Genomic DNA, 14,209 nt, shown 5'->3' with positions numbered 1-14,209 from the left:
GCTCACTCCCTGAGATTGGCTTGTTGCGACTCTAACATCGGGTCACTGTCATCGAGCTCTGTCCGTGGCTGGGTTATATTCGCCGGCCTCGACGGTGCACTAATGTGGAAGGGACCATTCTTAGAGCGAAGGAGTGCGATGGGACCCCTGCCCACGATGCCGGTTATCGCCAATCTGCGCCAAGCCGGTGGCATACCCGTGCAAGGGGGAGTCATCCGCGACAATGTACTGTTTCGCAGCGCCGCACCCTTTCACATCGACCAGTCACTAACCGACTGGATGAGCGCCGCAGGGGTCGGGGAGATCTTTGACCTTCGCAGCGAATCCGAAGCCTCCAATTTTCCCGGGTTTCCGCAAACCTTGAATCACAGCACCCGTACGCGCATCCCGCTGTTGGAAGCCGCGATCGGCAATCCGGCAGACATGCCGGGCCTCGAGGAAATCTACCTCACCCTAGTTCACGAGCACGGACCGGTGTGGGTGCGGATCGCGGAACATGTCGCTCACGCCGAGCGACCGACCCTCGTGCACTGTACCGCCGGCAAGGACCGCACCGGAGTGGCCGTTGCCTTGCTGTTGCTCGCCGTGGGCGCGAACCGTCACGCCGTCTTTGCCGATTACGCCCGCTCCACCGATGAACTCTCCGGCGCGTGGTTCAGTCTGGTCACCAAGAACGCCAAGGCGCAGGGCATCACCCTTGGGCAACGGTCGCGTGAGTTGCTGGTGGGCACCACCATTGCCGGGCTGAATGCCGCGATTGAAGGCATTGAAACACAACATGGAAGCGTCGTTGGCTACCTTCGCGACCATGGTCTATCCGCCGCGGATCTACGATCCCTCGAGCAGAAGCTGGTGAGCCGATGAATCCCGCAGCGCCGCTGGGGCCCCAAACCGTGGCTGTCATGACCGACCGGCTGATTTTTCAACACTTGCTCGAGCAAGGCACCTGTAGCCGTAGCGAACTATCTCGTGAACTAAAGCTTTCCAAACCCACCGCCTCCCAAGCCATGGGGCGTTTGCTCGACGCGCAACTGGTTCATGTGGTGCCGGCACCGGCCGATGTGCCCACCCAGCGTGGGCCCAGCCCCGAGTACTACGCGCTCAACCCCGGGTATGGGCACCTGCTCTCGGTATTCGTGCATGCCGGCTCGCTGGTGCTGCAAGCCAGCGATGTGGCCGGAGCGAAGCTCGAACGTGCGGCCGCGCCGTTGCCCGCCGATATATCCGCCGATGAACTTGAAGCCCTGCTCGAGACCGAGTTGCAGCAGATGATCCGGCGGGTCGGTAGTCGCTGCATTTACGCGACGCTCAGCGTCAGCGCCCCGGTATTGCGCGACAGCAATCGCACGCTGACGGTACCTAACCCGGTCTTGCCCGCGGCCCAGGCTGACCTGGCCACGGTCTGCAAACGGGTCACCGGCGCCCCGCTACTGGTCGACAACGACGTGAACTGGATGGCGCTGGGTGAATATATGGCTGGTGCGGGCCAGCAGGCCTCAAGCCTCTTGCTGGTTTATTTCGGGCCGGGCATTGGCGCCGGTCTAGTGCTCGATGGCGCCGTGTACCGCGGATATCGTGGCACCGCGGCGGAGCTGAGCTATCAGGCCTATGGCAAGAGCAACCTCATTGAGCATTTGATGGAGGTTGGATTCACGGTTCCCGGACAGGGACGTGTGGCGGTGCCCGAGGTGATAGAGCTCTTCGAAGGGGAGCCGGCCAACCAAGAGCAGGCCGCACGGCGCGCTGAGTTCCTCTCGCCGGTGATCGAGGTGTTGGGCAACGCCGCCGGATTCCTCGACCCGCAACGAATACTTATCGGCGGGCCAGTGGCGCAGGTGCCTGGATTCGTTGAGCAGGTGCGCGCAGGACTTTCGGCTCACCGCAGCGTGGGGACCGATGAAATCCTTGCCGCGCAACTGGGCGATGAGGCACAGCTCTTTGGAGCGGTGGCTGCCGCCCGCTCTGCGGCGGCCGAGGTGATCTTCCAGAAGTATCGCACCGGAGCGTCACAGCATTGACGCGGTGCACCCGCAAAAGTTATCGTAAAGAATCCTAAATTAATGTGCGTTCTGTCGTGCTGTCCGCGTGATGGTGCAGAGAACGCTGAGCTTCAGGGGAATCATGCTCGCTAACATCACTGACACGTCCGGTGCCACCAATCCGCAGGCCATTGGCATGGATCTGGGCGGATCTGCCATTAAATTCGGTGTTATCGACGCATCCGGGGCCCTGATCGAATCATCCTTTGGGCAGGTGCCCACCCCAGAGGGCGCTCAGCCGCAGGCGGTCGCCAAGGCCATGGCGGGCGTTCTCGCCACCCTGAATGAGCAATTTGGATCGGCACTGGACGGCGCGGCAGTAGGCGTCACCGTGCCCGGCATCGTAACCAACGGTGTGGTGCACTCGGCAGCAAATATTGACCCGCAGTGGCGTGGGCTTAACGCCGAGGCGTTGCTCACCGAAACCCTCGGACGCCCGGTGCATGTGCTCAACGACGCCGATGCCGCCGGTATCGCCGAAGTCTACGCCGGGGCAGGGCGAGGCGCGGACGGGCTACCGGCTCCGGGGAGCACCCTGGTGTTGACGCTGGGTACCGGAATTGGTTCGGCGATGTTCCGCGACGGGGTGCTATTCCCCAATGTGGAGTTCGGCCACCTCATCATGGATGGGCAGTCCGCCGAACTGGCTGCCGCAGCACGCGTGATCCGTGAAGAAAATCTGACTTGGGAGCAGTACACCGAGCGTCTACAGCGCTACCTGTCCCATGTTGAGTTCCTGTGCAGCCCGGATCTGATCATCATCGGCGGGGCGATCTCGGTGGAGCACGAGAAATTCCTGCCCGGCCTAGAGCTGCGCGCGAAGATCATCCCGGCCGAAAATAACAACGCTGCCGGTGTGCTGGGCGCTGCCCACCGCGCTCTACTGGCGCATTAGGAGCTGCTAGTCGGCGGCTAGGCGCAGTACGAATGTACCCAGTCGCGTAGCCGCGCTACCGAGGTGTCTTCACGCCGCGCCAGTTTCTTCAGACGTCCACTTGCGGCTAATTCGTCGAAGCGGTCCGGGGTGCCAGCGTGTGCACACAGTGCTGCAACGAGTCGCGCCGGTGTCTGATATCCCTGCCCGTCGCGGCCCAAGATGTCCTCGATGGCATCCGACTCAGCCCGGTGCAGCCGAGTGAGAAGTGGAAGCACCTGCTGGTTCAGGCAGGTGAGAACTTGAGCGTGCGCTACCGCGATGTCACTGTCCGCGACGAAGCTCAGGGTTCCATCGCGGCGTAGGGGCGGCATGTACTGCGGATCGTGGCGCGAAGCCACCCGGAGAAGCGCGGGTTGGCCCTCTGACGTGTGGACCGGGCCAAGGGCATCATTCAACGACGTCAGGCATGCGTCGAAGATGCTGTGGTGACATTCTCCGATCAGCTCAAGAGCCCAGAGAGCCCCGTATTCCATAAGTCGCTGATTATTGACGAAACTGACCTCGACGCTCACGGCGAGCTGGCCGGCGTGCGCGTAGCGGATGGCACGGGAAGTGCCTCGCGCGGTCAGGCCCGGTAAGTCGGGCAACGGGCCTGACCGCCATAGCTCGCGAAACTCTCGCTGTTGTGCGGCGATAAGCTCCGCGGGTCGACTGCTCGGCATGCCTTGTCCTATGCGGTAGGGGTGGGTATCAATCGGGCGACCGGCGATTCGATGTAGTCGAGAAACTCATAAAGCCTCATCCGAGTGTGCAGATAATCCTTCGCGGCGAGGTGCGAGGTATCTGGCGCGCGGTTCTGGCCGCTGGCAAGGAGCACAATCTGTTCCGCCGGGTCGGGGATATGCCGTAGACCGACGACCGCGATGTGGCTGTTCGTCACCGGCCCGTTGCCGAGTTGTTCGCCGGCAGCCTGAGTGCCAACTACCTGATCAGCCGCGGGTAGGACCTGGTAAATCTGCCGATACAACTCAAGTATGGGCGCTTCGTTTGTGCCAGTATCGCCGTGCACGTGGGCCAGCACATAGCCACGAGCGGTGTGGATGCCAGCAAATCTCCGGGCCGAGTGAAGGTCACCGGCTCACGCACCGCTGGAGTTTTGCCCAGAGCAGGCGGCGTGGAACGCAGCAGATCAGAGTAAGCCGGGGACTGACGGGCAAATTCATCACTGAGCCACACGGCGTCATTTAGCTCGTCGATCCCACGCAGGGCCCGCTCGGTGAGACTAGGGTCGGCGAGACCTACCTTGTGCAGGCAGGTCGCTAAGGCAATCGCGACCCGGTGCCCGGTCATCAGCTCGCATCGGTCGCCATGACGCTCCATGAGCGGACCCCAGCGACGAAGCAGCGGTGGGACGACCTCCGAATGTCTGGCACCACGGTGACCAGCGTGTTTGGCCTCGTAGAAACTCTGCCGGGCGAGCATATGCGTCTCGTCTTGAATCAACGAGGGAATCACGCCGAGGGCGAGCTTGTCCAGAATTTGCTGGTGCTTCACACCGATGAGCCTAATTCACGCAGTGGTCTAAGGGCTAGGAGCTTACGCTCCCACTTACGGTATGTGATGACCGGCGGCGCGGAGTAGCCCGTACCACTCGCCACGAGTCAACGGCACCTCGGAGCCGACGCTCGCGTCAATGATTCGTTGCGTAGTGGTGCTGCCTAAAATCACCTGCATACCTGCCGGGTGCCGAGTGATCCAGCCGACCGCAATTGCTAGCGGGGTGACCCCGTAGCGTTCGGCCAAGCGCGATAGTTCGGCGTTGAGCTCGGGGTAGTCGGGCGAATCCAAGAAGACGCCGGCAGCTGTGCCGCTTTGGAAGGGGCTCCACGCCTGCAAGGTGATCTTATTCAGCCGGGCATGATCCACCAACCCGCCGCCATCACGAGTTATCGCATTGTCGGCCCCTGCCGTATTCGAGGTGATGCCCTGGGTGATCAGTGAGGCATGGGTGAGCGAAAGTTGTACCTGATTTACGACCAGCGGCTGGCGAACCGCGGTCTTGAGCAGATCGATCTGTCGCGGCGTATGGTTCGACACGCCAAAGGCACGGACCATGCCGCGAGATTCCAGATCATCGAAGGCCCGTGCGACCTCTTCGGGCTCCACGAGGGCATCGGGCCGGTGCAGGAGCAAGACATCGAGGTAGTCGGTGTTCAACGCGCGCAGCGAGCCCTCAACGGAAGACACAATGTGCTCGTAGGACTGGTCGTAGCTGAGCGGGTCGGTGGTGATTCCGGTTTTGGACTGCAACATGATCTGCTCGCGCGCCGCGGCCGAGAGCCCCAAGGCTTGGGCGAAGCGATGTTCGCACCAGTGGGTCCCGCCGCCGGGATGGTTGAAGCCGTAGAGGTCGGCATGGTCAAAGTAGTCGATTCCGGAGGAGCGGGCGGTGTCATAGAGTTCGCGAATCTTGGCGTCACTGGCATCGGCGATGCGCATCATGCCGGAAATGACGTTGGGGACTTGGATTTCGCTGGGGCCCAGCTGCACGGTTTTCATGGGTGAATCCTCTCATAGGGTATTGCGCGCACAGGCAAGTCCCAATATTGGAGCAACCCGTGCCCCTTCCGTGCACCGGCCCATAATGGGTTCATGACAAGTTGCGAGGCCCCTAGTGACCAGTCGTTGCATCCTGCCCTACTCCGAAGGTTTAGCCCCGTGCGGTTCCAACCCGATGCGGTGGTCACGAAGCAACAGGTGGAAACCTTGATCGAGGCGGCCCGCCGGGCCCCTTCCGCTGGTAACTCGCAACCGTGGAGATTCATTGTGGGGAAGCGCGGGGGAGACGTGCACGCACGGATTCTGCCCCATCTAAGGCGTAGCGCCGCGCAGTGGGTCCCAGATGCTTCGCTACTTGTGGTTAATCTGGCCCAAATCGGGGTCGCCGACGCGCCGGGATGGGAGTACTCGGAGTTCGCCCATTACGACTTGGGTCAGGCTGTCGCGCATATGACCGTCCAAGGCCTAGCACTTGGCTTGGATGCGCACCAGTTCCGAGCCTTCGACCGCGAAGCAGTGGCCGAGGAGTTCGACGTCCCGGCGCACTGGCAGGTCACATCAATGACGGCCTTCGGCATCGCGGCCCACCGTCCCGGCCAAGTAGCATCGGCCGGGACGAGCCGTGAACGGCTTGGCCCCGAGGAACTCGTCTGGAGCCGCGACGCTCACTAAGGCGTCGTGAGGCCGCTGGGTACTGACAATAGATGCTTCCTGACGTCGAGTCTCTAGCGCCAGCCGAGACCCGGGGCCACGTGGGTGAGGATCGAATCCAGTAGGTGTGCGTTGTAGTCCACGCCGAGCTGGTTCGGGACGGTGAGCAAGATCGTGTCCGCCGCGGCGATGGCTTCGTCGGCGGCAAGTTGCTCGATCAGGGCGTCGGGTTCATCGGCGTAACTACGTCCGAAAACGGCACGGGTGGTTTCGTCGATATTTCCAAATTGATCGCGTCGTTCTCCGCTGCCTAGGAAGTACCGGCGGTCCAGATCATTGACGATCGGCATGATGGAACGCGAGACGGAAACGCGCGGGGTGAAGCCATGATCGTGTTTGGCCCACTCGGCGCGGAACGCTTCGATCTGCTTACGCTGCTGGATATGCAGCGGTTCACCGGACTCGTCGTTCTTTAGGGTCGAAGACATCAGGTTCATACCGTGCTGTGCCGCCCAGATTGCGGTGGCGTCCGAGCCGGCTCCCCACCAGATGCGCTCGCGCAGACCCGGCGACTGAGGTTCGAGCCCAAGAAGCCCCGGGGGATTCGGGAACATCGGCCGCGGGTTGGGCTGAGCAAACTTTATCCCGGAGATCAGCTCTAAAGCCTGTGTGGTGATCTGACGTGCCATATCGGCGTCGCTCTGTCCGGCGGAGGGTGTGTGCCCAAAGTGCTTCCAGCCGTCGATGACCTGTTCGGGCGAACCTCGCGAAACACCGAGCTGCAGGCGACCTGCGGAGATCAGGTCCGCGGCTCCGGCGTCCTCGGCGAAGGTCATGGGATTGACGTAGCGCATGTCAATGACGCCGGTGCCGATTTCAATGCGGTCGGTTTTCGCACCCACCGCGGAGAGCAGCGGGAAGGGAGAACCGAGCTGGCGGGCAAAATGGTGGACTCGGAAGTAGGCCCCATCGGCGCCTAGTTCTTCGGCCGCCACCGCCAGATCGATACTTTGCAACAGGACGTCGGAGGCCGAGCGGGTCGCTGAGGTGGGATGCGGCGTCCAGTGTCCAAAGGACAGGAAGCCGATGCGCTTAGGTGAGTTCATGTACGCGTCAACTATATTGGACAGGGATTTATTCCTGGCCAGCTACGCTACAACCCCCAACCCAGTGGCGGAGCGACTAGTCCAGATCCGCCAAGTGATTAGCAATGGCGTCGAAGGCCCGGATGGTCGGGAATAACTTCCCTGCGTCCTGCGGCAATGGCCATGAGGAGAGCTTTACTCCGACCATGCCGGTCGCGCGGTTCATGTAGATCATCTGACCGTGAATACCCAGGGCTAGGGCAACACCCGTGCCCGGGTAGGGGAACCAGATCTGATTGCGGTAGTGGCCACCGGGCATCATATTGTCTCCCGGTGAGGCCGCGAAGGCCTCGACGAGTTCCTCATCCTCGGTGAAGACATCTGCCAGCCAGGCCTCAGAGACCACGCGCTCGCCGGTGAGTGAAATACCGTTGTTGATGAACAGGTGGCCAAAGCGGGCCAGGTCGCGCAACGTCGAGTTGAAGCCACCGTCGAACATGCCGGTGTCGAATTGGTCGACACCCATGACCAGGTCCTGTTGGGCACCGATCTTTGCCCACACGTTCTCCGAGAGCAGTTGCTGCATCCGAGCCCCGCCAGCGGCCTCGCAGACCCAGCCGAGGACATCGGTTTCACAGGAGCGGTAGTCAAAGGGCCCGCCATGGGGGCCTTCGGCCTTGAGTGTGAGCAGGTAGTCGTAGAGACCGATGGGCTTCATATCGCCCTCGAGCTCGGCCCATCCGATGGCCTGCTCCAGCAGGCGCACCTCGGCGGCGGGATCCAAGTACTCCTCGGAGTACTTGATGCCGGAACGCATATCTAACAGGTGGCGCACCGTGGCCCCGTTATAGCCACTCCGCGAGAGGGCCGGGACGTAGTCGGTGACCGGCGCATTGACATCGAGCTTCCCGGCATCAACCAAGGTGCCGGCGACCGTGCCGACAAGAGTTTTGCTCACGCTCATCAGCAGGTGATCGGTCAGCGCGGTCATCGGCTCGAGATATTTCTCGGTCAGGATGCGTCCGTCCTGCATCACGAGCCAGGCATCCGTATCCGTGGAATTCATGACACCACGCACCGTCATCGAGGGCTCGCCCATGCGGCGCGGTAGTTGAATCGAGCCCAGGTCCATCTCGGTACGCGGTAGCTTCGCGATGTGGTCGTCGCCGCGGGAGACCTTCACAGTGGGCAGAACTTCGGCGAGGTTCTGGAAGCTGTACCGAATGTTTTCGGGTAGCTGCCAGTTCGCTGCCGTAACGGCGGCTACCGGTTGCTCACTGTTCATGGACGGGGTCTCCTCGAGAGATGAAGTCAGGGATGCTCAAAGTATGGAGAATACCATTCAATTGAGCATCCCTGATTTCGCGCTATTCGCCCGAGCTCGCAGGGGGCACATCTATGCCCTTGTAGAGTGCGCGAATGGAGGAGATGAAGTGCCGTGCATCGATCGACAGGCGCTTCTTGCCCTTGGACTCGTACTGTAGCTTCGCCTTCGTGACGAGTACACCCAAGTCGGCACCCTTCCAGCGGTAGTCCTCGGCACCATAGATCCGCAGGAAGAACACTTCCTTGTGATTCTGCAATTGGTGCCAGTCCAGAGCGTGGCGGGAGAATTGCAGCTTGCCACGCGCATCGAGATAGTAGTTACCTGTGCGCGGGGCGTGGGTGATGTACTGCACGATGTCATCGGTTTCCTTGATGATCATGTGGCTCCAGATGTCGACCCCGCTAAGTCGCTCCCAACGCTCGTTGATCTCGTCGACATCGAGTTTGAAGTCAACATCGAGGTATTCGAGCAGGTGGAAGAGGAACAGCGGCACGTCGGCGTAGGCTCCGGCGGTCACATTGGTGATCGCGCTGGCGCCCGAGATGCGTGGGTTCAGTTCGCCGAGGTACACCTCGTCGGTGTCGGTATCGATGAGCACGTCTACTTCGAAGAAGCCTCGGTACCCGGCCTGATTCAGACCGTCGCCGACGGCCTTGACGAGCTCGATAGCGCGGTGCCGCTGCGTCTCGGTAACCACCTCGGGATGCATTTCATTGCCGCACCAGCCACCCTTGTATGGCGTGAGCTGCTTGTAGCCGGCCAATTCGGTCAGGATCGGACCCACCACCGTGCCGCAACGGGTGAGCACGGCCTCGACGGCCACCGGCAGGTTGTTGATTCGCTTCATCACCTTGAGCTGTTCGCCAATGATGTTCTTGGCGTACTGATTCCAGTCGGACTCATTGGTGATAAAGAAGGTCGTTTTACCCGAATCGCCATAGGGGGTCTGTACCACGAGGTCATCGCCAAGCCCGGCCTCGTCGGCGAGCTTCTGCAGTTCCGCGTAGCTATCGGCGGTCCCCAGCACATTGGGGACGGATGGGGCACCGGCTGCGTTGCCGAGCTCCGTGGTGACGATCTTCGAGTCGAGGTGATTGCGCAAGGAGGCCGGTGGGAGGATGAGATCGTAGCCAAGCTCCTCGCAGATCGCCTCGGTTTCCTCGTCGAAAAACACCATGGCGACCTTGGGGCGCGGTCCACCGGGAATTCGTCGCGCATCGATGTACTCGCGCACCTCGGGGTTTTCCAGCAACCAGTTATTGATTTCTTCGGCCGACTGGAACTCGATGTACGGCTTCTCGCTAGGAGTGAAGACTCGCGGGTGGTGCCCGTCCCAGCCGTCGTAGTAACTGATGTAACTGAATTTACGAACCCAGCGGTCAAGGCCCAGCAGGTTCACTGGGGTGGCGCCAAAGAAGTAGATGGGGGTCGAATTGGTGCGGAAGAAATGACGCACCTCGCTCATATTCTTCAGTGGACCTTGACCGGTAAAGTCGACGCGTCGCGTGTTGTTGGTGTCGACGTCGTCTTCGTCATTGTAGGCGGCGTCAATGGCCCCGTTGGCCGTCATATCCTCCAGCTCGGCCTTCGCCGCACGGCGAGGATTTAGATCGCTGGGTTTCGGTATGCGGTTTGTTGGTTTCTTTATGGATTCCACAGTCTTGGCCATTGTTCAACCCTCACGGAAAATACTCAGAATATTCGGTCTGTCGCGTGCTGACGATTCGGTGCGATTTTCGCCCCGAACCATCGTCGCTCTTGCCGGTGAGGTAGCCATCAAGGCGACTTGAACGCGCTGTGAACATTTTTCAAACGACCGGTGCTGCACCGCTTGCACAGGCAGGTCACGCTCGAGTGATGTAGCTCACGCATCGATCATATGAGCCGCAGGCAATAAATCCACATCCATGGACGAATGTTGCGATACTTAATTGCACATGACGAGAAGTGGTTCGGAGGATGTGAATTCTAAGAAGATTTCGTGTAAAAGCACATAGATACTCGGGGGTAATTGAGGTGTCATCGAGATTGCTCGTGGTTGTGAAATTTTTCAACAAATAATGCGATTATGAAATCGTATTTGATCCGCTTTGTTGAGGCGCTCGAATCATGCGTGAGTTCGATTCTCACTAGGCTGAAAGTCTGAGGGCCGCAGGCGCAAGGCACCGCTGTTACCTGCGGCAGTGGAGGAGCCGGGGTCGGCAGTAAGTCTGGCACGTGTGGAAAGATTGCGGGCCGGCTGGCAAAGATGCTTGGATCCTGCCGCTGCGGCACGGCAGAGCAGGGTTGCGCCCAAGGGGGCGATGCTTACCGACCTTTGCTGAGCATCACCGACGCTGCTCGCCACGACGAAGAGATCTGAACGCCATCGGTGCTCCCAGCGCTATGCAAACGAGGCCGAGTGCGAGAGCCCCCGGATCCGCGGTGCTGGTGCATGAACTGTAGGTGGGCCCGTCCAAGCACGTCCCCACCTTGAACCCGCTCATGACGAGGATTCCCGCAAGGACCAAAAGAATCCCTCCGAGGAGCTGAACCAATCGAGGTGGGCGCATATTTTACTATCGCAAGGCCGGGAACCCTGGGACAAGGTGTCGCTTCAACGACTATTAGGCCGATCAGTGCGCAGGAACGGTGAACGTGCGAGTGCGATGGTAGGAGCGGCTTAACCAACCGACCGCACCCCATGGATACCATGGGGTGCGGCAGGCACTGCGGGGGACTGGTTGCCGCTAGTTCTTCTCCGGCTAGGAGATGTTACTTCCCGATGTAGTGCCCCAGTACACCTAGGATGGCCCGCACGCCGGTGCTCAGCGTGGGTTCGAGGGTCGGAAGGAAATGCGGGGAATGGTTGACCGCCGGAGCTGGATCGTTGGCGGCGGTGCCTCCGAAGAACCAATACACGCTGGGCACCGAAATGGCCGAAGCGAGCGCACCAAAATCTTCCGAACCCATGGCCGGGGGTACCTCGTGGATCTGCGCCTCGCCCAGTTCTTCGCGAAGTACCTTGGCGACAACCTCGGTGTGCTCGGGATCGTTATACAGTTGCGGGAACGTGTAGAGCTCCTCGATCAGCGGCTGCGGAGCGCCTGAAGCGGCGGCCTCCGCATTGACGATGCGCGTGATCGCGGCCAACACCTGCTGGCGCACCTCGGGGGTCAACGTGCGTACATTCAATGTCAGCTCGGCGCGGTCCGGAATGATGTTTTCCTTCAGGCCCGCATGGAAGCTACCGCAGGTGACCACCGCGCTACTCAGCGGTGAGACCTCACGCGAGACGATGCTCTGTAGACGGGTCACGATGTGCGAACCCAGCACGATCGGATCCACCGAATCCTGCGGTTGCGATCCATGGGACTGTTTGCCGTACAGGGTCAGTTTCAACGAGTCCGCCATGGCCATCGCATTGCCTGAGGTAAAGGCCAACGCCCCGGAGAGGAACGGGAAGACATGCTGCCCAAAGACCACCTCTGGGCGCGGGGCGCGATCCCACAACCCGTCCTCGACCATGGCCGCCGCGCCCTGACTGGTCTCCTCGCCGGGCTGGAAGATCCACACGATGGTACCGGCCCATGCGCTGGGCTGGCCGGCGAGAGCCTCGATGGCGGCCAGCGCCGCCGCCACATGGGTGTCATGCCCGCAACCATGCATGACCGGAACCTCGGTGCCGTCGGGAAGTTTCCCGGTGGCCGTGGAAGAGTAGTCGGCCCCGGTATCTTCGGCGATCGGCAAACCATCGGTGTCGGCACGGAAGGCGACCACCGGTCCCTCACCGTTGCGCTGTAGCGCCACGACACCGGTTCCGCCGCACCGGAAGTGCTCGAGCCCCAACTCGTCCAGTCTGGCCTCGATAAAGGCGGCCGTCTGGTGCTCCTGCATGGACAGTTCCGGGTGCGTGTGCAGGTGCTTGTAGGTGGCGTGTAGGCGTTCTGTCTGGTGGTCGTTCAAGGTGGTGGTGACCATGCTCGGCTCCTTTGGGGTTACTGGGCGGAACTAGTTGGGCTCGATGTCGTTCTCGGTGGCCGGCTGCTCGGCGACGTGCGCCTTACGATCCCGAACCAACCAGGAGATGATGATCGATCCCACCACGACCAAGGCGGTGCTGTACAGGGCCAGGGACGGGGCAACGGGAATGATCAGGAAGTACATGATCAGCGCCAGTGCGATGGCCACGATCGTGGTACGCAACTGCTTCATGGCCACGATGGCCTGAACGAGCACCGCACCCATCAGGGAGGGCAGGATATACAGGCGGGCGACCTCGATGACCTCCATCGGGATGCGGGCCACAAGCCAGGACCCAAAGATGCCGACGAAGATCAACAGGCTACTGAGGTGTACCGTCGCGGCACCACAGATAGCCATCACCGCGGCGATGTCCCCGCGTTTGGTACCCGGCTTGGCGTTGATGGAGGACTGGGCGACGATCGCGGCCGGCAGCAACTTATTGGAGATGTTGCCGATCATAAAGGCCTGATACATGGCCGCCGAGCCGAGGATCGGGAAGTAGGTCAGCGGTTCAACTACCCAGAAGACGCCGAAGGTTGCGGCCACGGCCAAGAAGGCCACCCAGATCATATCTCCGGTGAGTTCGAGGTCGGTGAAGAAGAAGAGGTAGAGCGGGCCAAGCAGCGAGAAGAGAAGTCCGGCGGCCATGGTGGCCGAACCGTAGCGCGTAGTCTGTTTTTCGAAGCGCGCCATCGAGGCATCGGAATTGCTGGTGACTGGTGTGTGGGTGTTCATGGTGATCTCCCGTGGTGCTTAGGCCGTGTGCAGCACGTAGCCGACGGTGATGGAAATGACGATGGCAAAACCCAGGGCCCATTCCTTGAGCCAGTGAGCGTGCAGGATCTTGGCCAGGAGCAGGCACAGGGCCATCACACCGGCCGAGGTCAGCACCAGAATCAAGTGGATCTGGGACTTGGGCATCTCGGCCACGGTGAGCATGCTGAATGCTCCGAGCAGGGCCGCGGTGGGAATCAACGCCATGGCGGCCGGGTTGCGCTTGGCCAGCGTCTTGCCGCCGCGCTTGAGAATCGGGGTCAGGATCAAGGTGGCCAGCATCCACATGCCGCCAGACAGGGTCATGGCCATGAAAGCGACCGCAAAAACCTGCTGGGTGTAGTCGTCGCCGCCGAGGGTCGAGCCCATGGACTGGGCGGCGATACTCGCCGAGGCGGTCTCCGTGGAGGCCGAGCCGATCAAGCCGATGCGTACCAGAACCGCCGGGGTGCCGAACAGGGCCAGCAGTGCGATGGCGACCAGCACCACGGCAAGCGACGGTCCGATGGAGGCCACTGCGCCGGCGCGGAAGGATTCCTTGACCTCACGTAGCGGCATATCGACATGCGGTGCTGCCGCCTTGGCGGCCCGCACGTAGAGGACGGTCTGCACGAAGATGGTGGCGAAAACGCCCAGCGCGCAGATCCAGAGGAAAGGGGAGTTGGCGACGGCCCAGATGTCTGTGGAAGACGGGTTGGCCTGCGCCAGTATCGATGGCGTCTGCATGTCGGATGCTCCTGATCGTGAGGATCGATGGTTGCGGTGTGAGGTGGCTCACGTCGTGTCTCTACGATGATTCATGCAGCAGGCAACGGCAAGGACTGGTGGTTTTGGACAGAAAATTGGCCAGATCCCCCAAAATGGGAGTTTTCTCCGGTCCTTATTCCATTTG

General features: G+C 61.2%; 14 protein-coding genes. 4 read left to right on the top strand and 10 right to left on the bottom strand.

The window, feature by feature from the left end:
- Positions 1-138: 138 nt before the first annotated feature.
- The 3 genes from ACYU0X_RS14070 (at position 139) to ACYU0X_RS14060 (ending at position 2,934) form a co-directional block, all read left to right on the top strand.
- A complete protein-coding gene (locus ACYU0X_RS14070; protein WP_418907421.1) occupies positions 139-864 on the top strand; it encodes a tyrosine-protein phosphatase in 726 nt (241 codons plus the stop codon).
- Entirely contained in the window at positions 861-2,018 is a 1,158-nt protein-coding gene (locus ACYU0X_RS14065; protein ID WP_461901326.1) for an ROK family transcriptional regulator, read from the top strand. The genes ACYU0X_RS14070 and ACYU0X_RS14065 overlap by 4 nt, the downstream gene beginning before the upstream one ends.
- A gap of 103 nt (positions 2,019-2,121) precedes the next feature.
- The gene (locus ACYU0X_RS14060; RefSeq protein ID WP_461901324.1) at positions 2,122-2,934 is read left to right on the top strand and encodes an ROK family protein; all 813 of its coding nucleotides are present in this window, start codon (positions 2,122-2,124) and stop codon (positions 2,932-2,934) included.
- Between the two features lie 17 nt (positions 2,935-2,951).
- Here ACYU0X_RS14060 and ACYU0X_RS14055 read toward each other — a convergent pair whose 3' ends face one another.
- From ACYU0X_RS14055 to ACYU0X_RS14040, 4 genes are read right to left on the bottom strand one after another with little or no spacing between them, the layout of a single operon-like run.
- Positions 2,952-3,638: a hypothetical protein gene (locus ACYU0X_RS14055; RefSeq protein ID WP_461901322.1), complete on the bottom strand. Its 687-nt coding sequence runs from the start codon at positions 3,636-3,638 to the stop codon at positions 2,952-2,954.
- A gap of 8 nt (positions 3,639-3,646) precedes the next feature.
- Positions 3,647-3,856 carry a hypothetical protein gene (locus ACYU0X_RS14050; RefSeq protein WP_418907417.1) on the bottom strand — a complete coding sequence of 70 codons (210 nt, stop codon included), beginning with the start codon at positions 3,854-3,856 and terminating at the stop codon, positions 3,647-3,649.
- A gap of 41 nt (positions 3,857-3,897) precedes the next feature.
- Positions 3,898-4,470, bottom strand: coding sequence for a hypothetical protein (locus tag ACYU0X_RS14045; protein WP_461901319.1), 573 nt, complete (start codon positions 4,468-4,470; stop codon positions 3,898-3,900).
- 54 nt (positions 4,471-4,524) lie between these two features.
- Positions 4,525-5,475 carry an aldo/keto reductase gene (locus ACYU0X_RS14040; RefSeq protein ID WP_461901317.1) on the bottom strand — a complete coding sequence of 317 codons (951 nt, stop codon included), beginning with the start codon at positions 5,473-5,475 and terminating at the stop codon, positions 4,525-4,527.
- 93 nt (positions 5,476-5,568) lie between these two features.
- On the opposite strand from ACYU0X_RS14040, the gene ACYU0X_RS14035 reads away from it, so the two are divergent.
- Complete coding sequence (locus ACYU0X_RS14035; RefSeq protein ID WP_461901315.1) at positions 5,569-6,147, top strand: nitroreductase family protein; 579 nt, start codon at positions 5,569-5,571, stop codon at positions 6,145-6,147.
- Positions 6,148-6,200: 53 nt separating this feature from the next.
- On the opposite strand, the gene ACYU0X_RS14030 is transcribed toward ACYU0X_RS14035, so the two are convergent.
- The 6 genes from ACYU0X_RS14030 to ACYU0X_RS14005 form a co-directional block, all read right to left on the bottom strand.
- Positions 6,201-7,232, bottom strand: coding sequence for an LLM class flavin-dependent oxidoreductase (locus tag ACYU0X_RS14030; RefSeq protein ID WP_461901313.1), 1,032 nt, complete (start codon positions 7,230-7,232; stop codon positions 6,201-6,203).
- Positions 7,233-7,308: 76 nt separating this feature from the next.
- Positions 7,309-8,496: a serine hydrolase domain-containing protein gene (locus tag ACYU0X_RS14025; RefSeq protein ID WP_461901311.1), complete on the bottom strand. Its 1,188-nt coding sequence runs from the start codon at positions 8,494-8,496 to the stop codon at positions 7,309-7,311.
- A gap of 82 nt (positions 8,497-8,578) precedes the next feature.
- Positions 8,579-10,207: a biotin carboxylase gene (locus ACYU0X_RS14020; RefSeq protein WP_461901309.1), complete on the bottom strand. Its 1,629-nt coding sequence runs from the start codon at positions 10,205-10,207 to the stop codon at positions 8,579-8,581.
- 1,085 nt (positions 10,208-11,292) lie between these two features.
- Positions 11,293-12,498 carry an amidohydrolase gene (locus ACYU0X_RS14015; RefSeq protein WP_461901307.1) on the bottom strand — a complete coding sequence of 402 codons (1,206 nt, stop codon included), beginning with the start codon at positions 12,496-12,498 and terminating at the stop codon, positions 11,293-11,295.
- 30 nt (positions 12,499-12,528) lie between these two features.
- Entirely contained in the window at positions 12,529-13,278 is a 750-nt protein-coding gene (locus tag ACYU0X_RS14010; protein WP_461901305.1) for a hypothetical protein, read from the bottom strand.
- An 18-nt stretch (positions 13,279-13,296) separates the two neighbouring features.
- Positions 13,297-14,043 carry a DUF5058 family protein gene (locus ACYU0X_RS14005; RefSeq protein WP_461901303.1) on the bottom strand — a complete coding sequence of 249 codons (747 nt, stop codon included), beginning with the start codon at positions 14,041-14,043 and terminating at the stop codon, positions 13,297-13,299.
- Positions 14,044-14,209: the final 166 nt, after the last annotated feature.

Source organism: Glutamicibacter sp. X7, assembly GCF_054889245.1.
Note: the sequence above shows the minus strand (reverse complement) of the source record. Positions and strands in the feature narration are given on the sequence as shown.

Coding starts and splice junctions, on each gene's coding strand:
- ACYU0X_RS14070 (WP_418907421.1), top strand. CDS start 139: ATGGGACCCCTGCCCACGATGCCGGTTATCGCCAATCTGCGCCAAGCC.
- ACYU0X_RS14065 (WP_461901326.1), top strand. CDS start 861: ATGAATCCCGCAGCGCCGCTGGGGCCCCAAACCGTGGCTGTCATGACC.
- ACYU0X_RS14060 (WP_461901324.1), top strand. CDS start 2,122: ATGCTCGCTAACATCACTGACACGTCCGGTGCCACCAATCCGCAGGCC.
- ACYU0X_RS14055 (WP_461901322.1), bottom strand. CDS start 3,638: ATGCCGAGCAGTCGACCCGCGGAGCTTATCGCCGCACAACAGCGAGAG.
- ACYU0X_RS14040 (WP_461901317.1), bottom strand. CDS start 5,475: ATGAAAACCGTGCAGCTGGGCCCCAGCGAAATCCAAGTCCCCAACGTC.
- ACYU0X_RS14035 (WP_461901315.1), top strand. CDS start 5,569: ATGACAAGTTGCGAGGCCCCTAGTGACCAGTCGTTGCATCCTGCCCTA.
- ACYU0X_RS14030 (WP_461901313.1), bottom strand. CDS start 7,232: ATGAACTCACCTAAGCGCATCGGCTTCCTGTCCTTTGGACACTGGACG.
- ACYU0X_RS14025 (WP_461901311.1), bottom strand. CDS start 8,496: ATGAACAGTGAGCAACCGGTAGCCGCCGTTACGGCAGCGAACTGGCAG.
- ACYU0X_RS14020 (WP_461901309.1), bottom strand. CDS start 10,207: ATGGCCAAGACTGTGGAATCCATAAAGAAACCAACAAACCGCATACCG.
- ACYU0X_RS14015 (WP_461901307.1), bottom strand. CDS start 12,498: ATGGTCACCACCACCTTGAACGACCACCAGACAGAACGCCTACACGCC.
- ACYU0X_RS14010 (WP_461901305.1), bottom strand. CDS start 13,278: ATGAACACCCACACACCAGTCACCAGCAATTCCGATGCCTCGATGGCG.
- ACYU0X_RS14005 (WP_461901303.1), bottom strand. CDS start 14,043: ATGCAGACGCCATCGATACTGGCGCAGGCCAACCCGTCTTCCACAGAC.